Below are 19,392 nucleotides of genomic sequence, written 5' to 3' on the forward strand. Positions count from 1 at the left end.
AACGTAAGGAATGGCATGAACCAGGTCACGCAGGGTGATGCCGGGTTGCATTTCGCCTTTGAAGCGAACCAGAACCGATTCCGGCATGTCCAGTGGCATTACGCCAGTGGCTGCGGCGAACGCTACCAGGCCAGAACCGGCCGGGAACGAAATGCCCATCGGGAAACGGGTGTGGGAGTCACCACCGGTACCGACGGTGTCCGGCAGCAGCATACGGTTCAGCCAGCTGTGGATGATGCCGTCGCCTGGACGCAGCGATACACCGCCACGGGTCATGATGAAGTCAGGCAGGGTGTGGTGGGTGGTCACGTCGATCGGCTTTGGATAGGCCGCGGTGTGGCAGAAGGACTGCATCACCAGATCAGCGGAGAAGCCCAGGCACGCCAGGTCTTTCAGTTCGTCACGGGTCATTGGACCGGTGGTGTCCTGAGAACCTACGGTGGTCATCTTCGGTTCGCAGTAAGTGCCCGGGCGAACGCCGGTCACGCCGCACGCCTTGCCGACCATTTTCTGCGCCAGGGTGAAACCCTTGGTGCTTTCAATCGGAGCTTCAGGCTTTTTGAACAGGTCGGATGGGCCCAGGCCCAGTTCGGCGCGAGCCTTTTCAGTCAGGCCGCGGCCGATGATCAACGGAATACGGCCGCCAGCACGCACTTCGTCCAGCAGAACCGGAGTCTTCATTTCGAAGGTGGTCAGGACTTCGTCGCTGTTGTGCTTGGTGACTTTACCGGCATGAGGGTACAGGTCGATCACGTCGCCCATGTTCATGTTGGTAACGTCGAACTCGATGGGCAGTGCGCCCGCATCTTCCATGGTGTTGTAGAAGATTGGAGCGATTTTGCTGCCGAAGCAGAAACCGCCGGCGCGCTTGTTCGGCACATAAGGAACGTCGTCGCCGAAGAACCACAGTACGGAGTTGGTGGCCGATTTACGCGACGAACCGGTACCGACTACGTCGCCGACGTAGGCGATAGGGAAGCCCTGACCGCGCATTTCTTCGATTTGCTTCATCGGGCCGATGGAGCCTTGTACGTCCGGCACGATACCGTCGCGGGCCATTTTCAGCATGGCCAGGGCGTGCAGCGGGATGTCAGGGCGCGACCAGGCGTCTGGAGCCGGCGACAGGTCGTCGGTGTTGGTTTCGCCGGTGACCTTGAACACGCGCAGGCTGATCTTGTCGGCCAGGGTAGGGCGGTTCTTGAACCACTCGCCGTCAGCCCAGGACTGAATCACGGCTTTGGCGTGTTCATTGCCGTTCTTGGCTTTTTCAGCGACGTCGTGGAATGCGTCAAACATCAGCAGGGTGTGCTTGAGTTGCGCAGCGGCAACCGGTGCCAGCTCTGCGTCGTCCAGCATCTCGACCAAGGTCACGATGTTGTAGCCGCCTTGCATGGTGCCCAGCAGTTCTACAGCGCGTTTTTTGTCGATCAGCGGGGAAGTGACTTCGCCTTTGGCGATGGCGGACAGGAAGCCGGCCTTCACGTAGGCTGCTTCGTCAACACCAGGCGGAACGCGGTTGGTGATCAGGTCAACGAGGAATGCTTCTTCGCCAGCAGGCGGGTTTTTCAGCAGTTCAACCAGGCCAGCGGTTTGTTCGGCGTTAAGCGGCTGGGGAACGATACCCAGGGCTGCGCGCTCTTCGATATGTTTGCGGTAGGCTTCAAGCACAGTTATTACCCTCATCATTGGTCCCAAATGGGTGTCCGGGACGCTCATCCAGAAATGCCGGGCACTCATGCGCTTCAGGGCTTTTTGGGCCGTTTAGCCAGAGTTGCAAGGATTTCCAACAGAAGCTGTTTTCAAAGTTTTACGCCTTCCGAACGGGGAGGGTGATGCAGGTTGATGCGGGATTTGCTATGCAACCCCCCCGCACCAACACCGTTCTTCGGGATCAACTGTGCTCGTGACGCTTTGAAAACAGCTTCCAACGGACATTGGCGCCTTAAAAGGCAGGCTGATTCTACGGTAAAAACTTGTTAAAGGTAAGTTAGGCCCTGAAGGTTGAGGGGTGATCTGCGTTAGACAAAGGGCTAACATGGGCGCTTGTTTTGCTTTGCAGTGCTCTATTTCGCCATGTCCAACCACACCATCAAGACCCCCTGCATCGGCCTGTGCTCAACGGTTTACGGCGACCTCGTGTGCCGTGGCTGCAAGCGTTTTCATCATGAGGTGATCAACTGGAATGGCTACAACGATGAGCAAAAGCGCGCCGTATGGCTGCGGCTTGAGCAGTTGTTGGTGCAGGTCATGGCGGGCAAGGTCGAGGTGTTTGACCCGGCGGCGCTGCGTAGCCAGTTGCTGACCCGCAAGATCCGCTTTGTGCCGAATCAGTCTGAATATTGCTGGGCGTACCAGTTGATTGCCCGGGGGGCGCGGGTGATTAACCAGTTGGACCTGTACGGCATGGTGTTGTTGCCGGAATTTCGCGATTGGAACCTGCCTGAATTACGCGATGCCATTGATCGGGAATTTTTCCTGCTGTCGGAAGCTCACTACGAGCGGTATATCGCGCCCCGATTCCTTCAGGACGCGTTTGGCCGCTCATAGTGCCCGCGGATGGGCCGTTACGCCAGGTGCGCTAGCTGGTTTTCCAGGTGTTCGTACCTGTCGGCAGGTTTGAGCACCAAAATGTCGGATTCCAGTTCGTCCAGTACGATTTCGGCCGTATTGCCAATCAAGGCCCCGGTGATGCCAGTTCTGGCCACCGTGCCCATCACGGTAACCACCGCATCCAGTTCGCGGGCGACGCGGGTAATGATCACGTCGGCCGGGCCTTCCTCAATGTGCAGGCGACTGTCTTCAATATCGAACTGCTTTTGGAAGTCTGCGCACAATTTGCGGTAGTCAGTGTCGACATCGGTGTTGAGCACATAGACCGCTTCAGAGGCGGCGAGCATGGGCGGTGGGTGAGCGCTGACCACGTGCAGGCTGGCCTTGGCCAGGCTGGCAATGCGAAAGCCCAGGTCGATGATGCTTTCATGCAGGACCCGGTGTTCGGGGTCTCTGTTGTCCACGTCCACGGCGGCAAGCACCACGCCGTCTGTCCAGGGTTTGGTGGTTTTGGCCACGAGCACCGGGCAAGGGCAATACCGCAACAGTTTCCAGTCTTCGGGTGTTAGCAGGGCTTTTTTTAGCGGGTTGTCCGGGAAGTGCTGTTTGATAACCAGCCCGCAGTCATGCGCCTGCTGCACGCCAATGATGGTCTGGTGCTCACTGTCATGCCAGGCTTGCTCGCTGCTGACGGTAAACGCTTCGCCCTTGAGGCTCAGTTCCAGGAGGCTCAGCAGTGCGCTGTGGTCATTTTTCTTGTCGCAGACCAGCAGGTGCAAGTGCGCCTTGGTCACGCTGGCGATCTGTTTGGCGCGTTTAAGGGCAAGGCTTTCATTGTGCTTGGGGTCGATGACTACCAGCAGGCAGCGGATGTCTTGCATGACCGAATACTCCATAGAAAGAGAGGGCTTGCGGTCACTATAGTGCTTCGCGGGTTGAGTGCGCGTTGATGCATATCAAACCGTAAGGCTGGCGCTGTTGCGTGCGGCCCGTATAATTGACCGCTTTTGCCACGTCTCTATTGCGCCTGTGAGCCTCATGTCAGCGACTCTTCCAAGCCCCGTCGATCCATTGCGCCGCCTCCACTGTGTGGGAGTGCACCCATGATGCTTCCTGAAATTCATGAGTTTCTGGGGTGTCGCACCCCGGACGGCTGGATCGCCGCCGCGCTGGCCGATCAGGAAACGCTACTGATCGATCACAAGAACTGCGAATTCAAGGCCGCCAGCACGGCGTTAAGCCTGATTGCGAAGTACCACGGTCATGTTGACCTGATCAACATGATGTCGCGCCTGGCGCGTGAAGAACTGGTGCATCACGAGCAGGTCATGCGCCTGATGAAGCGCCGCAAAGTTGAGCTGCGCCAGCTGTCTGCGGGGCGCTATGCCTCCGGGCTGCGCAAGGTAGTGCGCAATCACGAGCCGGTCAAGCTGGTGGACACGCTGGTGGTGGGTGCTTTTATTGAAGCGCGCAGTTGCGAGCGTTTCGAAGCACTGGTACCCCATTTGGACGAAGAACTCGGCAAGTTTTACTTTGGCCTGTTGAAAAGTGAGGCGCGTCATTTTCAGGGGTATCTGAAATTGGCCTACCAATACGGCGACGCCAAAGACATTGCTCAAGTGATCGAGCGCGTCAGGGCGGCCGAGCAAGACCTGATCGAGTCCCCGGATATTGAATTCCGCTTTCACAGTGGCGTGCCCGCCGCCGCCTGAGTTCGCTGCACCTTCTCGCCTGTCGCTGTCGAGACGCGCCCACGCGCCGTCTTGGCCGTGCTCGCAAAGCCAGATAGATAGCTTGCTAATGTTCGCCTTGACATTAACTGCCTAAGCAGTAATATCTTGAAACATTACTGTTTCGACAGCTTTCTGGTGGCACGATGAAGCACTTCCATCCCGATACCTTTCAAAATTGCACGCTGGGATTACTGATAGGGCGTACCGCCCTGCTCAAAGATCGCATCATTGACCGGCATATGGAGCCCTACGGCATCACGGCTGCGCAGTTCAAAGTGCTGATCATCATGGCCCAGTTTGGCGTCGATACACCGGCAGAGCTCTGTCGCCACCTGTCTTTGGACAGCGGTTCAATGACCCGCATGCTCGATCGGCTGGAGCAGAAAAACCTGTTGATCCGTCAGCGCTCAGAAGCCGACCGGCGCCAAGTGCGCCTGGTGTTGACCGATGACGGGCTGGCGCTGGTCGATCAGTTGCCGACGGTGGGGGCTGCGGCCATGAATGAGCTGGCCGCGGCGATTTCCCCGCAGGAGTTGCACAGCCTGGAACAGATCCTGAAAAAAATACTGCTCGCGGCCGGTGACCCCATCAGCCTCATGCGCTTGGGTGAAAAATGAGCAATAGCACGCGATGTACAGGTTTGAGCCTGGTGTTTGTGTCCCTGGTATTGGCGGGTTGTGCCAGCTATCACGGGTTACATACGGAGGGCGCGCGCCTTGAAGCGAAAAACCTCAAGGCTGCTCAGGTGCTCAACGGTATTGAGGTGACATCGGCGGCGTGGCCCGAAAAAAACTGGTGGACGCGCTTGGGGGATACCCAGCTCGACGGCCTGATTCGGGAAGCCTTGCGCGACAGCCCGGACATGCAAATCGCTGAGGCCCGGGCGCACCAGGCCGCCGCTGCGGCCGGCGCGGCCGATGCGGCGCGCCTGCCAACGCTGGATGCCCAGGCTGATGTCACGCGCTCGCGTTTGTCTCGCGCCCAGGACCCGACGGGAGCGGGCGGGCGTTACAGCACTGAGCGTAATGCCAACCTGACGTTCGGTTACACCTTTGACCTGTGGGGCGGCCAGCGTGACGCCTGGGAAGCCGCCTTGGGCGAGGCGCGTGCGGCAGAAGTCGACAGTCAGGCCGCGCGTTTGACCCTGGCCGCCGATGTGGCGCGGGCTTACAGCAACCTGGGCCACGCCTACCGTATTCGCGACCTGGCCAATGACGACTTGCAGCGCACCCGCACCCTGCTGTCGCTGGGCAAGCGCCGCCTGCAAGCCGGTATCGACAGTCGTTATCAATATCAGCAAACCGAAAGCCTTGAGGCCGGTTCGCAGGAACAGTTGATGGAGGCCGACAAACAACTGCAAAGCGCGCGCATCGCGTTGGCCGTGTTGTTGGGCAAAGGGCCGGACCGGGGGGCTGATATCGCCCGGCCCCACGTCCTGCTACCGAGTGCGGTGGCGTTACCGAGCATATTGCCGGCGCAACTGTTGGGGCGTCGCCCGGACCTGGTGGCGGCACGCTGGCGTGTTGAGGCGGCGAGCAAGCATATTGCAGCAGCCAAGACGCGCTTTTACCCCAACCTGAACCTGACGGCTGCGGCCGGTACGCAGTCATTGCTGGGGGATGCGCTGCTGGGGTCGGCCAGTCGCTTCTTTAATATCGCACCGGCCGTTTCGTTGCCGATTTTCGATGGTGGACGCCTGCGCGCCGGGCTCGATGCTGAGGATGCCAACTATGACCTGGCTGTCGCGCAGTACAACAAAACCCTGGTGGCAGCTTTGGGGGATGTCAGCGATACCTTGGGGCAATTGAGTGCGCTGGGCCGGCAAGTGGTTGCGCAGCAACGGGCCGCCGACATTGCCCAAGCTTCTTATAACAGCGGGTTGCAGCGTTACCAGTCGGGTATCGGCAACTACCTGGATGTACTCAGCATTGAGCAGCAACTGCTTCAGGCCCAGCGTCAATTGGCCGACCTGAATGCCCGGCAGATCGATCTTTCCATTCAACTGATGCAAGCCCTGGGCGGAGGTTTTGAGCCCGCCTCGGTAGTTGCGGCCGCTTCCTCCCCAGCCTTGCAGGCAGAATAAGTCAGGTACTCGTCATGGCGACTGAACAATCACCGAATCACGTGCAACAAAGCCAGGACACTGGTAATCAGCGTAAGCGCAAGCTCTGGCTGGGCGGTCTGGCGCTGCTGGTCATTCTCGTCGGGCTGGGCGTCTGGGGCTGGCACGAGCTGTACGGGCGCTGGAGTGAAAGCACCGACGATGCGTATGTCAATGGCAATGTGGTGGCAATCACCCCGCTGGTGACCGGGACCGTGGTGAGTATCGGTGCCGATGATGGTGATTTGGTACACGAAGGCCAAGTATTGCTCAATTTTGATCCGAGTGACTCGCGGGTGGGCTTGCAAAGTGCCGAGGCCAATCTGGCGCGCACGGTGCGCCAGGTACGCGGCCTGTTCAGCAATGTGAGTGGCACTCAGGCCCAAGTGGCTGCGCAAAAAATCGAGGTGCAAAAGGCTCAGGATAACTACAACCGTCGGAAAAACCTGGCGGCGGACGGGGCGATTTCCCAAGAGGAGCTGTCTCACGCGCGGGATGATTTGGCGGCCGCACAAAGCGCTTTACGCAACAACGAGCAGCAGTTGGACATCACTCGCGCGCTGGTGGATAACACCGCAGTGGCCAGCCACCCAGAGGTAATGGCCGCCGCCGCGCAACTGCGCCAGGCCTATCTGGAGCATGCGCGTACCACCTTGATCGCCCCTGTGACGGGCTATGTTGCCAAGCGTACCGTTCAATTGGGGCAGCGCGTTCAGCCGGGCACGGCCCTGATGGCGGTCATTCCCTTGGACCAGTTGTGGATCGACGCCAACTTCAAAGAAACCCAGTTGCACAACATGCGCATCGGCCAGCCGGTGGACATTGAGTCCGACATCTATGGCAGCAGCGTGAAGTACAGCGGCACGGTCGACAGCATCGGGGCGGGCACGGGCAGCGCTTTTGCCCTGTTACCCGCGCAAAACGCGACCGGTAACTGGATCAAGATCGTTCAGCGTGTGCCGGTGCGTATTCATATCAATGCTGATCAGTTGGCCGAGTACCCGCTGCGGGTGGGCTTGTCGACCACCGTTGACGTCAACCTGCGCGACCAAAGTGGCCCGGTGCTGGCGCAGCAGCCACCGCAAAAGGCCATGTTCACCACCAAGGTGTACGAGCAGCAATTGGCTGAGGCCGAAGCGCTGATTACACGCTTGATTGACAGCAACAGCGCCGTCACCGCTCAGCGTTGATTCGCCAATCCATGAACCCTGCGCTATTGGCAGGGTTTTACACCGGGTTTTACAGGATTTGCGATGAGTACAAACGCGTCTTTTACCCCGCCCAGCCTGGTGCTTGCTACCCTTGGTCTGTCGCTGGCGACTTTTATGCAGGTGCTCGATACCACCATCGCCAACGTGGCGTTGCCCACTATTTCGGGCAACCTGGGGGTGAGTTCAGAGCAGGGCACGTGGGTTATTACTTCTTTTGCGGTGAGTAATGCGATCGCCTTACCGCTGACGGGCTGGTTGAGCCGGCGCTTTGGCGAGGTGAAGCTGTTTCTCTGGGCCACGATACTGTTCGTGCTGGCTTCATTCTTGTGCGGCATCTCCACGTCCATGCCAGAGCTGGTGGGCTTTCGGGTGGTGCAGGGGTTGGTCGCCGGCCCGTTGTATCCCATGACCCAAACCCTGTTGATTGCGGTGTACCCGCCGGCTAAACGGGGGATGGCATTGGCATTGCTGGCGATGGTCACGGTGGTGGCACCGATTGCCGGGCCGATTCTGGGTGGTTGGATCACGGACAGTTACAGTTGGCCGTGGATCTTCTTTATTAACATCCCGATTGGCATTTTTGCGGTGATGGTGGTTCGCCAGCAACTGAAAGCGCGCCCAGTGGTGATCAGCCGCCAACCCATGGATTATGTCGGGCTGATTACGCTGATTATCGGGGTGGGCGCACTGCAGATTGTGCTCGACAAGGGCAATGACCTGGACTGGTTTGAATCCAGCTTTATTCTGCTGGGCACGGCGTTGTCAGTGGTGGCGTTGGCGGCCTTTGTCATTTGGGAGATGACGGACAAACACCCGATTGTCAATTTGCGCCTGTTTGCCTATCGCAATTTCCGCATCGGCACTATCGTGCTGGTGCTGGGGTATGCCGGGTTCTTCGGCATCAATTTGATCCTGCCGCAGTGGTTGCAAACCCAGATGGGTTATACCGCAAGCTGGGCTGGGTTGGCGGTGGCACCGATTGGCATTCTGCCGGTGGTCATGTCGCCCTTTGTGGGCAAGTACGCGCATAAATTCGATCTGCGCCTGTTGGCCGGCCTGGCGTTTTTGGCCATTGGCCTGAGCTGCTTTATGCGGGCCGACTTCACCAATCAGGTGGACTTCCAGCACGTTGCGTTGGTGCAGCTGTTTATGGGGATTGGCGTGGCGCTGTTTTTTATGCCAACGCTGAGCATTTTGATGTCGGATTTGCCTCCCCACCAGATTGCCGATGGCGCGGGGCTTGCGACATTTCTTCGGACGCTGGGAGGGAGCTTTGCCGCATCTCTGACCACTTGGATCTGGATTCGCCGTGCAGACCAGCACCATGCCTACATGAGTGAAAGTATCAGCACGTACGACCCGGTGACGCGCCATGCGCTGGAGAATCTGGGCGGTGCAAGCACTCAGTCCTACGCGCAACTGGACCAAGTGTTGACCAGCCAGGCCTATATGCTCTCGACCGTGGACTACTTCACGTTGATGGGTTGGATGTTCGTCGGCTTGATTCTGCTGGTATGGCTGGCCAAGCCGCCGTTTGCAGCCAAGGCTGGGCCGGCGGCCAGCGGGCATTAACAAATAACGGGAATAGGCGGGGGAGTATAGGGGGGCGTTACGCGGTGACGAAGTCAAACGGTGCCAGATGCATGCCTTGTTCGTCCACTTGCAAGGCCCAGCCCTGTTTGTCCCAGTCACCGAGTACGATGCGCTGGGCTGCGTGATCGCCAATGCGCAGTGTGTGAGTGGCCGGGCGGTGGGTGTGGCCGTGAATCAGGGTGCGCACACCAAAGTGCGCCATGACTCGGGGGATTTCCTCGGGGGTCACGTCAACAATATCGTTGGCTTTCATGCGGGTTTGAGCGCGGCTTTCACTGCGTAATTTGCGTGCCAGCTTATGGCGTGTACGCAAGGGCAGGTGTCGCAACACCCACAATGTCACAGGGTTGCGCAGGATGCGGCGCAAGCGCATGTAGGCTTCGTCGCGGGTGCACAAGCTGTCGCCGTGCATTAGCAGCACGGGCTCGCCATAAAAATCAACAACGCTTGGGTCTTTGAGCAGGGTGCAGCCGGCCGCCTTGCAAAAGGCCTGGCCCAGCAAAAAATCACGGTTACCGTGCATCAGGAACACCTGGGTGCCGGTTTCGCTCAATGCGCGCAGCGCTTGGCAAATCGAGCGCTGGTAGGGGGTCATTGCATCATCGCCAATCCAGGCTTCAAAAAAGTCCCCCAGAATGTAAAGCGCCTGAGCTGACCGTGCGCGGCCGCTCAGAAAATCCAGAAACGCCCGGGTAATGTCCGGGCGCTCCTCTTCCAGATGCAAATCTGAAATCAGCAGTATCACTCAATGATCTCGGCTTTCTCGATGATCACGTCTTCTGCGGGTACGTCCTGGTGACCGGCTTTGGAAGTGGTCGGTACGCCTTTGATCTTGTCGACAACGTCGGTGCCTTCGGTCACTTTGCCGAATACAGCGTAGCCCCAGCCCTGCACGTTTTTGCCGCTGTGGTTCAGGAAGCTGTTGTCAGCCACGTTGATGAAGAACTGTGCAGAAGCCGAATGCGGCTCCATGGTGCGAGCCATGGCAACGGTGTACTTGTCGTTCGACAGGCCGTTGTCAGCCTCGTTCTGGATGCTAGGGCGCTTGTCTTTCTTTTCTTTCATGCCAGGCTCAAAACCACCGCCCTGGACCATGAAGTTACCGATTACGCGGTGGAACACAGTGTTTTCGTAGTGGCCGGCTTTTACGTATTCGATGAAGTTGGCCACGGTGATCGGCGCTTTTTCAGCGTTGAGTTCGATCACGATATCGCCGTGGTTAGTGCTCAATTTGACTTTGGACATGGTTGCTATCGCTCTATCAGATGAATTCGTCGGGCTTTTGGGCTCGGCCAGCAGGCTTGAGGTCAAAGGCTGGCTTTGTACAAAACAGCCGCGCGGCGCAGTTTAGCGTGCCTGCACGGCATTTCGATGGTGTTTTTGCGATATGGGCATTAAAAGCGGGCATTTCAAGCGCTTTGATTGAGCGCCTGCTCTGTCAGGGACTTGACAGCATCGGCTATGATAGGCGCTTTGATTGAGTCGGCCGCCTCAGGCCGCGTCCCTGTTACGTCCAAGGATCCTATGAGCAAGCCCACTGTCGACACCACTCTGAATCCAAAAGCTGGCCCTGCTGTCCCGGCTAACTTCCTGCGTCCCATCGTTCAGGCGGACCTGGACTCGGGTAAGTGCAAGCAGATCGTGACCCGTTTCCCGCCGGAGCCCAACGGCTACCTGCATATCGGTCACGCCAAATCCATTTGCGTGAACTTTGGGCTGGCTCAGGAGTTTGGCGGCGTAACGCACTTGCGTTTCGATGACACCAACCCGGCCAAAGAAGACCAGGAATACATCGACGCCATCGAAAGCGACGTTAAATGGTTGGGCTTCGAGTGGGCGGGCGAAGTGCGTTATGCCTCGCAATATTTCGACCAGTTGCACGCGTGGGCGATTGACCTGATCAAAGCAGGCAAGGCTTATGTCTGTGACCTGACGCCCGAGCAAGCCAAGGAATACCGTGGCAGCCTGACCGAGCCTGGCCAGAACAGCCCTTTTCGCGAGCGCTCGGTAGAAGAAAACCTGGACTGGTTTGCCCGCATGCGTGCCGGTGAGTTCCCGGACGGGGCCCGCGTACTGCGTGCCAAAATTGATATGTCGTCGCCGAACATGAACCTGCGCGACCCGATCATGTACCGCATTCGCCATGCCCATCACCACCAGACCGGCGACAAATGGTGCATTTACCCGAACTATGACTTCACTCATGGTCAGTCGGATGCGATTGAAGGCATCACGCATTCGGTGTGCACGCTGGAATTCGAAAGCCATCGCCCTCTGTATGAATGGTTCCTCGACAACCTGGCAGTGCCAGCGCGTCCGCGTCAGTACGAGTTCAGTCGCCTGAACCTGAACTACACCATCACCAGCAAGCGCAAGCTCAAGCAGTTGGTCGATGAAAAGCACGTGAGCGGCTGGGATGACCCGCGCATGTCCACGTTGTCGGGTTTCCGCCGCCGTGGCTACACGCCGAAATCGATCCGTAACTTCTGCGACATGGTCGGCACCAACCGTTCTGACGGCGTGGTGGACTTCGGCATGCTGGAATTCAGCATCCGCGACGACCTCGATCACAGCGCGCCACGCGCCATGTGTGTGCTGCGTCCGTTGAAAGTTGTGATTACCAACTACCCAGAAGGCAAAGTCGAGAACCTTGAGCTGCCTTGCCACCCGAAAGAAGACATGGGTGTGCGCGTGCTGCCGTTTGCACGTGAGATCTACATCGACCGTGACGACTTCATGGAAGAGCCGCCAAAAGGCTACAAGCGCCTTGAGCCAGCGGGCGAAGTGCGTTTGCGTGGCAGCTATGTGATCCGGGCCGATGAAGCCATCAAAGATGCCGATGGCAACATCATCGAGCTGCGTTGCTCCTACGATCCTGAAACCTTGGGTAAAAACCCGGAAGGTCGCAAGGTCAAAGGCGTGGTGCATTGGGTGCCGGCTGCGGCCAGCGTCGAGTGCGAAGTGCGTTTGTATGACCGTCTGTTCCGCTCGCCAAACCCTGAAAAGGCCGAAGACGGTGCCGGCTTCCTCGAAAACATTAACCCGGACTCACTGCAGGTGTTGACCGGTTGTCGTGCTGAACCCTCGCTGGGCAACGCACAGCCGGAAGACCGTTTCCAGTTCGAGCGCGAAGGTTACTTCTGCGCCGATATCAAAGACTCGAAACCTGGCCAGCCGGTATTCAACCGTACTGTGACCCTGCGTGATTCCTGGGGTCAGTGATCAAGTTCTGAAGGAAGCCGTTGTGCTAACGATCTACAACACGCTCACCAAGAGCAAAGAAGTTTTTAAGCCGCTGGATGGTAACAACGTGCGCATGTACGTGTGCGGCATGACCGTGTACGACTATTGCCACCTGGGCCACGGCCGCAGCATGGTTGCTTTTGATTTGGTCACCCGCTGGTTGCGTTTTAGCGGGTATGACTTGACCTATGTGCGCAACATTACGGACATTGACGACAAGATCATCAACCGGGCCAACGAGAACGGCGAGTCGTTCGAAGCGTTGACCGAGCGCATGATTGCCGCGATGCACGAAGATGAAGCCCGGTTGAACATCAAAAAGCCGGATATGGAACCGCGTGCTACGGACCACATCCCTGGCATGCACGCCATGATCCAGACCTTGATCGACAAAGGCTACGCTTACGCCCCTGGAAATGGCGACGTGTATTACCGCGTGGCCAAGTTCATGGGTTACGGCAAATTGTCACGCAAGAAAATCGAAGACTTGCGCATCGGTGCGCGTATTGAAGTTGACGAAGCCAAGGATGATCCACTGGACTTCGTACTGTGGAAGGGTGTCAAGCCGGGCGAGCCTAGCTGGCCATCGCCTTGGGGCGACGGCCGCCCGGGTTGGCACATTGAGTGCTCGGTGATGTCGACCTGCTGCTTGGGGGAGACGTTCGACATTCATGGGGGCGGCAGCGACCTTGAATTCCCGCACCATGAAAACGAAATCGCCCAAAGCGAGGCGGCAACAGGTAAAACCTACGCCAATGCCTGGATGCACTGCGGGATGATTCGCATCAATGGCGAGAAGATGTCCAAGTCCTTGAACAACTTCTTCACCATTCGCGATGTTCTGGAGAAATATCACCCGGAAGTGGTGCGCTACCTGTTGGTGTCTAGCCACTACCGGAGCGCGATCAACTACTCCGAAGACAACCTCAAGGATGCCAAAGCAGCGCTTGAGCGGTTCTATCACGCACTCAAGGGGCTGCCAAAAGTAGCTCCTGCCGGTGGTGAGGCGTTTGTTGAGCGCTTTACGCAGGTGATGAACGATGACTTCGGTACGCCGGAGGCCTGTGCCGTCCTGTTTGAGATGGTGCGTGAAATCAACCGTCTGCGTGATACCGATCTGCAAGCGGCGGCCGGGTTGGCGGCGCGCTTGAAAGAGCTGGCCGATGTGCTCGGGGTTTTGCAGCTTGAGTCGGATGACTTCCTGCAAGCGGGTGCTGAAGGCAAAGTCGATGCTGCTCAGGTTGAAGCGTTGATTGCAGCCCGTCTGGCGGCCCGTGCGGGCAAAGACTGGGCTGAGTCGGACCGGATTCGCGACCAGATCACGGCGATGGGTGTTGTGCTCGAAGACGGTAAAGGTGGAACAACCTGGCGCCTTGCTGACTAACTCGGGTAGCGAAACTCCCTACAGGAGCGAGCTTGCTCGCGATCGTTGATCGTTGATCGCATACAGAGAAAATGGGCAATAAAAAACGGCACCCTCGGGTGCCGTTTTTTATTGCGAGACACTAAGACTCAGTCGTGCAGTGTCTCGGCAGCGTACAGCGTATTCTCCAGCAGGCAGGCGCGTGTCATCGGGCCGACGCCACCGGGTACCGGGGTGATCCAGCCGGCGCGGGGCAGGGCGGTTTCATAAACTACATCGCCGACCAGTTTGCCGTCATCCTGACGGTTGATGCCGACGTCTATGACGATGGCCCCCTCTTTGATCCATTCGCCTTTGACCAGGCCCGGCTTGCCCGCTGCGACCACCACCAGGTCGGCGCGGCCAACGTGCCCTGCCAAATCCTTGGTGAAGCGGTGGGTGACGGTCACGGTGCAGCCCGCGAGCAGCAGCTCCATGGCCATGGGGCGGCCTACGATATTCGAGGCTCCTACAATGACTGCGTCCATACCGTACAGGTCCTGGCCTGTGCTTTCGAGCAAGGTCATGATGCCTTTAGGGGTGCAGGGGCGTAACAGCGGGATACGCTGAGCCAGTCGGCCAACGTTATAGGGGTGGAAACCGTCGACATCTTTATCCGGGCGAATGCGTTCCAGAAGTTTGGAGGCGTCCAGGTGTTCAGGTAATGGCAGTTGCAGCAGAATACCGTCGATGTTCGCGTCTTCGTTCAGACGATCGATCAGGTCGGTCAGTGCTTGCTGGGTAGTGTCTGAAGGCAGGTCGTAGGCTTGTGACAGAAAGCCGACCTCTTCGCAGTCTTTACGCTTGTGCGAAACATAAACCTGGGAGGCAGGGTCGCTGCCAACCAGGATCACTGCCAGGCCTGGCGTGCGCAGACCTTGCTCGCGACGCTCGGCAACACGTTTGGCAATCTGCTGGCGCAGGCTGGCGGCGATCGCTTTGCCGTCGATTAGTTGTGCAGTCATTACGCGTGGTTAACCATCGAAAAGGGTGGAAATAGGACGTGCATTCTCGCATGCCGTGGCTTGAGGGCAAAGGCGCTTGGTCTGCTTATTGCCCTAAGCCCTTTATATTTCTAAACTTTTTTTAAAAAAGTGTTGACGACTTTGCGACTCACCTATAACATTCGTCGCACTTGTCGGGCACAGCCTAGCACTGGTGAAGAAGGTGGAGCGAAGTTGAGGTCTGGCTTGGTGATACTGAAAACAGTTAGTTTGTAATCTTAACGGAATGCAGATTAATAAGGCGCCCGTAGCTCAGCTGGATAGAGCATCCGCCTTCTAAGCGGATGGTCGCAGGTTCGAGTCCTGCCGGGTGCGCCATTAGGCAACTTTGGCACAAGTGAAGCGGTACAGGCAATATGGTGGGCGTAGCTCAGTTGGTAGAGCACGGGATTGTGACTCCCGTTGTCGAGGGTTCGATCCCCTTCGTCCACCCCATATTTAGAAAGACGCCAGATTAATAGTCTGGCGTCTTTGCTTAAAAAGTTTGAAATGCGGATGTGGTGGAATTGGTAGACACACTGGATTTAGGTTCCAGCGCCGAAAGGTGTGAGAGTTCGAGTCTCTCCGTCCGCACCAAATTTAGTGTTTTGAAGCTTAAAGAAAAGCGCAGCACCTGCAAAGGGCTGCGCTTTTTTCGTTCTGGCTTGCTGGGCCTCGACCTGGCCGTAGGGGTGGTATTGTGTTGCTGGATAATGCTGCGCAGCCATCTTCGCGTCTCGGCCGGGTGTGGTCGGGCGAGTGCTTGATATGGGCTTCTATATAAAAGGTTCCGGGTTTGGAGCTTTGTGTGAAAATCGGTTTGTTTCAGGGTGGCTAAGCAAAGGGTTGTTTACCCCTGACAATCTACCTGCTGTTTCTTTGCTCGATTCCGGTAGGGTGACTTCTTGAGTTCGACCCACTAGAATGCATGCCCTTGATTATGGGGTCGGAAACGGCCGGCTAACGTCTGTGCAACGAGGAATATCCATGCAAGTTTCTGTTGAAAATACTTCCGCTCTTGAGCGTCGCATGACCATTGGCGTGCCAGCTGAGCGTATTGAGGCTGAAGTCAACAAGCGTCTGCAACAGACTGCCCAAAAGGCCAAGATCCCGGGCTTTCGTCCAGGCAAGGTGCCAATGAGCGTGATTCGTCAGCGTTATGAAGCTGATGCACGCCAAGAAGCGCTGGGCAACGTGATCCAGGCTTCTTTCTATGAAGCTGTGGTTGAGCAGAAGCTGAACCCGGCTGGCCAGCCATCGGTAGAGCCTAAAGTCTTCGAAAAAGGCAAGGATCTCGAGTACGTTGCAACCTTCGAAGTGTTCCCTGAGTTCGAAGTGACAGGTCTGGATACCATCGCTGTCGAGCGCCTGAGCGCCGAAGTGGCTGATGCTGACCTGGACAAAATGCTGGACGTGCTGCGTAAGCAGAACACCCGCTTTGAAATCGTTGAGCGCGCAGCTCAAAACGAAGACCAACTGAACATCGACTTTGTTGGCAAGGTTGATGGTGAAGTGTTTGCGGGCGGCTCCGCCACCGCGACTCAGCTGGTTCTGGGCTCGGGTCGTATGATCCCTGGCTTTGAAGAAGGTCTGGTGGGTGCAAAGGCGGGCGAAGAGCGTGTTCTGACCCTGACTTTCCCTGAGGATTACCAGAACCTGGACCTGGCCGGTAAGACTGCCGAGTTCACCGTTACCGTGAACACGGTTTCCGAGCCTAAATTGCCAGAGCTGAACGAAGAGTTCTTCGCTCAATTCGGCATTAAAGAAGCCGGTCTTGACGGTTTCCGCGTCGAAGTTCGCAAGAACATGGAGCGCGAGCTGCGCCAGGCAATCAAATCCAAGGTCAAGAATCAGGTAATGGAAGGCCTGCTGGCTGCCAACCCGATTGAAGTGCCAAAAGCACTGCTGTCCAGCGAAGTAGATCGCCTGCGCGTTCAAGCGGTTCAACAGTTCGGCGGCAACATCAAGCCTGAGCAGTTGCCGGTTGAGCTGTTTGAAGAGCAAGCCAAGCGTCGTGTTGTGCTGGGCCTGATCGTTGCCGAGGTTGTGAAGCAGTTCGATTTGAAGCCTGACGAAGACCGCGTTCGTGAGATGATTCAAGAGATGGCTTCCGCTTATCAGGAGCCTGAGCAGGTTGTGGCTTGGTACTACAAAAACGACCAGCAATTGAACGAGGTTCGTTCGGTTGTGCTGGAAGAGCAAGTTGTGGATACTGTTCTGCAGAAGGCTAAGGTGACCGATAAAGCGGTCTCTTACGAAGAAGCAGTCAAGCCGGTAGAAGCGCCACAAGCCGACTGATTTCTGACTCGTTAGAAAACACAACCATAAGCCAGCCTCGAGCTGGCTTATGCGTATTTCAGAAAAGACTATTTGGGAGTGACTGCCGGACATGTCCCGCAATTCTTATATTCAGCAGAACTCTGACATTCAGGCCGCTGGCGGCCTGGTCCCGATGGTTGTTGAGCAGTCTGCTCGTGGTGAGCGCTCCTATGACATCTACTCGCGCTTGCTCAAGGAGCGAATCATCTTCCTGGTAGGCCCTGTCGAAGACTACATGGCCAATCTGGTTGCAGCGCAACTGCTTTTCCTTGAAGCCGAGAACCCGGACAAGGATATTCATCTCTATATCAACTCGCCTGGTGGTTCTGTAACGGCAGGCATGTCGATCTACGACACCATGCAGTTCATCAAGCCGGATGTATCGACCATCTGTATCGGTCAGGCCTGCAGCATGGGTGCTTTCCTCCTGGCGGGTGGTGCAAAAGGCAAGCGTCACTGCCTGCCAAACTCGCGCATGATGATTCACCAGCCGTTGGGTGGCTTCCAGGGGCAGGCGTCGGACATCGACATCCATGCCAAGGAAATTCTCAACATTCGTCATCGTTTGAACTCGCTGTTGGCACACCATACGGGTCAAACCCTCGAGACCATCGAGCGTGATACCGAGCGTGACAACTTCATGAGCGCTGAGCGTGCAGCCGAATACGGTTTGATCGACTCGGTGTTCAGCAAGCGTCAAATGCCCGCTTAAGCAGCCAAAATACAGGCGGTTGGATTAACCGACGACCTGCGGGCTTGAAAAAGCCCGCAGTTGCCTTCATCTTGTGTTGCAAGCCTATCGGATTTGGATCGATCGAATGACTGACACCCGCAACGGCGAGGACAACGGCAAATTGCTCTATTGCTCCTTCTGTGGCAAAAGCCAGCATGAAGTGCGCAAATTGATTGCCGGCCCCTCGGTCTTTATCTGCGACGAATGCGTCGACCTGTGCAATGACATCATCCGCGAGGAGGTGCAAGAAGCCCAGGCCGAGAGCAGCGCACATAAATTACCTTCGCCAAAAGAAATCAGCGGCATCCTTGATCAATACGTCATTGGTCAGGAACGTGCCAAAAAAGTGTTGGCTGTAGCGGTGTACAACCACTACAAGCGCCTTAACCAGCGCGACAAGAAAAATGATGATGTAGAGCTTGGAAAAAGCAACATTCTGCTGATCGGTCCGACCGGTTCGGGCAAGACCCTGCTGGCAGAAACACTGGCCCGTTTGCTGAATGTGCCCTTCACCATTGCCGACGCAACCACGCTGACAGAGGCGGGTTATGTGGGTGAGGATGTCGAAAACATCATTCAGAAGCTGCTCCAGAAGTGCGATTACGATGTTGAAAAAGCCCAGATGGGTATTGTCTACATCGATGAAATCGACAAGATTTCGCGCAAGTCTGATAACCCCTCGATCACCCGTGATGTTTCCGGTGAGGGCGTGCAGCAGGCCTTGCTCAAGTTGATTGAAGGGACTGTCGCTTCCGTACCGCCTCAAGGTGGTCGCAAGCATCCGCAGCAAGAGTTTTTGCAGGTCGACACCCGCAATATTCTCTTTATCTGTGGGGGGGCATTCTCGGGTCTTGAGAAGGTTGTCCAGGCTCGTTCGACGCGCGGTGGTATTGGTTTCAGCGCTGAAGTACGCAGCAAGGAAGAGGGTAAAAAGGTTGGCGAGTCCCTGCGTGAAGTCGAGCCTGATGATTTGGTCAAGTTCGGTCTGATCCCTGAGTTCGTCGGTCGTCTCCCTGTTCTGGCGACACTGGATGAGCTGGACGAAGCTGCGCTGATGCAAATTCTGACCGAGCCCAAGAATGCGCTGACCAAGCAGTACGGCAAGCTGTTCGAGATGGAAGGTGTGGATCTCGAGTTCCGTGCTGATGCCCTCAAGGCGGTAGCCAAGCGGGCGCTGGAGCGCAAGACGGGTGCCCGTGGCTTGCGTTCCATCCTTGAAGGCGTACTGCTCGACACCATGTACGAAATTCCCTCGCAGTCTGAGGTGAGTAAAGTGGTGATCGATGAAAGCGTTATAGAAGGTAAGTCCAAGCCGTTGTTGATTTATGAAAACAACGAAGCGACAGCCAAGGTTGCACCTGACGCGTAATGGTGTGGCAGTTTTCATATTGCTGCGTGTCAAACAAGGGGCCTTCGGGCCCCTTTGTTTTTCCTGTTGCTCAACGCTTGTTTTTTTTCAGGACAGCCCCCATCTTGGCTTCAAGCATACTTCCATCTGATTACGGCCTTATGGCCGCCGTAGAG

At 56.9% G+C, this 19,392-nt stretch carries 16 protein-coding genes and 3 tRNA genes; 14 read left to right on the plus strand and 5 right to left on the minus strand.

The features are described from left to right. The coding region (locus tag Q1W15_RS08235; protein WP_300726394.1) for a bifunctional aconitate hydratase 2/2-methylisocitrate dehydratase at positions 1-1,668 on the minus strand (1,668 nt) is incomplete at its 3' end. 405 nt (positions 1,669-2,073) lie between these two features. Between Q1W15_RS08235 and Q1W15_RS08240 the strand changes: the two genes are divergently transcribed. Then, positions 2,074-2,547: a DUF1289 domain-containing protein gene (locus tag Q1W15_RS08240; protein ID WP_300726134.1), complete on the plus strand. Its 474-nt coding sequence runs from the start codon at positions 2,074-2,076 to the stop codon at positions 2,545-2,547. Between the two features lie 17 nt (positions 2,548-2,564). On the opposite strand, the gene Q1W15_RS08245 is transcribed toward Q1W15_RS08240, so the two are convergent. Further along, a complete protein-coding gene (locus tag Q1W15_RS08245; protein WP_300726137.1) occupies positions 2,565-3,431 on the minus strand; it encodes a universal stress protein in 867 nt (288 codons plus the stop codon). Positions 3,432-3,653: 222 nt separating this feature from the next. Here Q1W15_RS08245 and Q1W15_RS08250 point away from each other — a divergent pair, with 222 nt between their 5' ends. The 5 genes from Q1W15_RS08250 to Q1W15_RS08270 all read left to right on the plus strand — a co-directional run bounded on the left by Q1W15_RS08250 (position 3,654) and on the right by Q1W15_RS08270 (position 9,167). Further along, positions 3,654-4,262 (plus strand): tRNA isopentenyl-2-thiomethyl-A-37 hydroxylase MiaE, encoded by a 609-nt coding sequence (locus tag Q1W15_RS08250; RefSeq protein ID WP_300726140.1) that lies wholly within the window; start codon positions 3,654-3,656, stop codon positions 4,260-4,262. A gap of 164 nt (positions 4,263-4,426) precedes the next feature. Continuing rightward, positions 4,427-4,900, plus strand: coding sequence for a MarR family winged helix-turn-helix transcriptional regulator (locus Q1W15_RS08255; protein WP_300726143.1), 474 nt, complete (start codon positions 4,427-4,429; stop codon positions 4,898-4,900). Beyond that, complete coding sequence (locus Q1W15_RS08260; RefSeq protein WP_300726146.1) at positions 4,897-6,366, plus strand: efflux transporter outer membrane subunit; 1,470 nt, start codon at positions 4,897-4,899, stop codon at positions 6,364-6,366. Before Q1W15_RS08255 ends, Q1W15_RS08260 begins: the two co-directional genes overlap by 4 nt. Before the next feature lie 14 nt (positions 6,367-6,380). Continuing rightward, positions 6,381-7,574 carry an HlyD family efflux transporter periplasmic adaptor subunit gene (locus tag Q1W15_RS08265; protein ID WP_300726149.1) on the plus strand — a complete coding sequence of 398 codons (1,194 nt, stop codon included), beginning with the start codon at positions 6,381-6,383 and terminating at the stop codon, positions 7,572-7,574. 63 nt (positions 7,575-7,637) lie between these two features. Beyond that, on the plus strand, positions 7,638-9,167 hold the full coding sequence (locus Q1W15_RS08270) for a DHA2 family efflux MFS transporter permease subunit (RefSeq protein ID WP_300726152.1): 1,530 nt from the start codon (positions 7,638-7,640) through the stop codon (positions 9,165-9,167). 37 nt (positions 9,168-9,204) lie between these two features. Here the strand turns inward: Q1W15_RS08270 and lpxH are convergent, their stop codons facing one another. Next, positions 9,205-9,933 (minus strand): UDP-2,3-diacylglucosamine diphosphatase, encoded by a 729-nt coding sequence (lpxH, locus tag Q1W15_RS08275; protein ID WP_300726155.1) that lies wholly within the window; start codon positions 9,931-9,933, stop codon positions 9,205-9,207. Then, positions 9,930-10,433: a peptidylprolyl isomerase gene (locus Q1W15_RS08280; protein WP_300726158.1), complete on the minus strand. Its 504-nt coding sequence runs from the start codon at positions 10,431-10,433 to the stop codon at positions 9,930-9,932. Before Q1W15_RS08280 ends, lpxH begins: the two co-directional genes overlap by 4 nt. Before the next feature lie 279 nt (positions 10,434-10,712). Here Q1W15_RS08280 and Q1W15_RS08285 point away from each other — a divergent pair, with 279 nt between their 5' ends. Both Q1W15_RS08285 and cysS read left to right on the plus strand, forming a co-directional pair. Next, entirely contained in the window at positions 10,713-12,410 is a 1,698-nt protein-coding gene (locus tag Q1W15_RS08285) for a glutamine--tRNA ligase/YqeY domain fusion protein (protein WP_300726161.1), read from the plus strand. A 22-nt stretch (positions 12,411-12,432) separates the two neighbouring features. Continuing rightward, a complete protein-coding gene (cysS, locus tag Q1W15_RS08290) occupies positions 12,433-13,815 on the plus strand; it encodes a cysteine--tRNA ligase (protein WP_300726164.1) in 1,383 nt (460 codons plus the stop codon). A 128-nt stretch (positions 13,816-13,943) separates the two neighbouring features. On the opposite strand, the gene folD is transcribed toward cysS, so the two are convergent. Beyond that, positions 13,944-14,798 carry a bifunctional methylenetetrahydrofolate dehydrogenase/methenyltetrahydrofolate cyclohydrolase FolD gene (gene folD / locus Q1W15_RS08295; RefSeq protein WP_300726167.1) on the minus strand — a complete coding sequence of 285 codons (855 nt, stop codon included), beginning with the start codon at positions 14,796-14,798 and terminating at the stop codon, positions 13,944-13,946. Positions 14,799-15,078: 280 nt separating this feature from the next. Between folD and Q1W15_RS08300 the strand changes: the two genes are divergently transcribed. The 6 genes from Q1W15_RS08300 (at position 15,079) to clpX (ending at position 19,237) form a co-directional block, all read left to right on the plus strand. Then, a tRNA-Arg gene (locus Q1W15_RS08300) sits at positions 15,079-15,155 on the plus strand. 41 nt (positions 15,156-15,196) lie between these two features. After that, a tRNA-His gene (locus tag Q1W15_RS08305) sits at positions 15,197-15,272 on the plus strand. A 56-nt stretch (positions 15,273-15,328) separates the two neighbouring features. Next, a tRNA-Leu gene (locus Q1W15_RS08310) sits at positions 15,329-15,413 on the plus strand. Positions 15,414-15,803: 390 nt separating this feature from the next. Then, a complete protein-coding gene (gene tig, locus Q1W15_RS08315; protein WP_300726171.1) occupies positions 15,804-17,114 on the plus strand; it encodes a trigger factor in 1,311 nt (436 codons plus the stop codon). A 91-nt stretch (positions 17,115-17,205) separates the two neighbouring features. Then, positions 17,206-17,847 (plus strand): ATP-dependent Clp endopeptidase proteolytic subunit ClpP, encoded by a 642-nt coding sequence (gene clpP / locus Q1W15_RS08320; protein WP_300726174.1) that lies wholly within the window; start codon positions 17,206-17,208, stop codon positions 17,845-17,847. A gap of 106 nt (positions 17,848-17,953) precedes the next feature. Then, positions 17,954-19,237: an ATP-dependent Clp protease ATP-binding subunit ClpX gene (clpX, locus tag Q1W15_RS08325; protein WP_016782313.1), complete on the plus strand. Its 1,284-nt coding sequence runs from the start codon at positions 17,954-17,956 to the stop codon at positions 19,235-19,237. Positions 19,238-19,392: the final 155 nt, after the last annotated feature.

Origin of the sequence: Pseudomonas sp., assembly GCF_030150285.1 — a bacterium.
Classification (GTDB): Bacteria; Pseudomonadota; Gammaproteobacteria; order Pseudomonadales; family Pseudomonadaceae; genus Aquipseudomonas.

Coding starts and splice junctions, on each gene's coding strand:
- Q1W15_RS08280 (WP_300726158.1), bottom strand. CDS start 10,433: ATGTCCAAAGTCAAATTGAGCACTAACCACGGCGATATCGTGATCGAA.
- clpP (WP_300726174.1), top strand. CDS start 17,206: ATGTCCCGCAATTCTTATATTCAGCAGAACTCTGACATTCAGGCCGCT.
- Q1W15_RS08270 (WP_300726152.1), top strand. CDS start 7,638: ATGAGTACAAACGCGTCTTTTACCCCGCCCAGCCTGGTGCTTGCTACC.
- Q1W15_RS08245 (WP_300726137.1), bottom strand. CDS start 3,431: ATGCAAGACATCCGCTGCCTGCTGGTAGTCATCGACCCCAAGCACAAT.
- Q1W15_RS08265 (WP_300726149.1), top strand. CDS start 6,381: ATGGCGACTGAACAATCACCGAATCACGTGCAACAAAGCCAGGACACT.
- Q1W15_RS08250 (WP_300726140.1), top strand. CDS start 3,654: ATGATGCTTCCTGAAATTCATGAGTTTCTGGGGTGTCGCACCCCGGAC.
- clpX (WP_016782313.1), top strand. CDS start 17,954: ATGACTGACACCCGCAACGGCGAGGACAACGGCAAATTGCTCTATTGC.
- Q1W15_RS08255 (WP_300726143.1), top strand. CDS start 4,427: ATGAAGCACTTCCATCCCGATACCTTTCAAAATTGCACGCTGGGATTA.
- folD (WP_300726167.1), bottom strand. CDS start 14,798: ATGACTGCACAACTAATCGACGGCAAAGCGATCGCCGCCAGCCTGCGC.
- Q1W15_RS08240 (WP_300726134.1), top strand. CDS start 2,074: ATGTCCAACCACACCATCAAGACCCCCTGCATCGGCCTGTGCTCAACG.
- tig (WP_300726171.1), top strand. CDS start 15,804: ATGCAAGTTTCTGTTGAAAATACTTCCGCTCTTGAGCGTCGCATGACC.
- Q1W15_RS08285 (WP_300726161.1), top strand. CDS start 10,713: ATGAGCAAGCCCACTGTCGACACCACTCTGAATCCAAAAGCTGGCCCT.
- Q1W15_RS08260 (WP_300726146.1), top strand. CDS start 4,897: ATGAGCAATAGCACGCGATGTACAGGTTTGAGCCTGGTGTTTGTGTCC.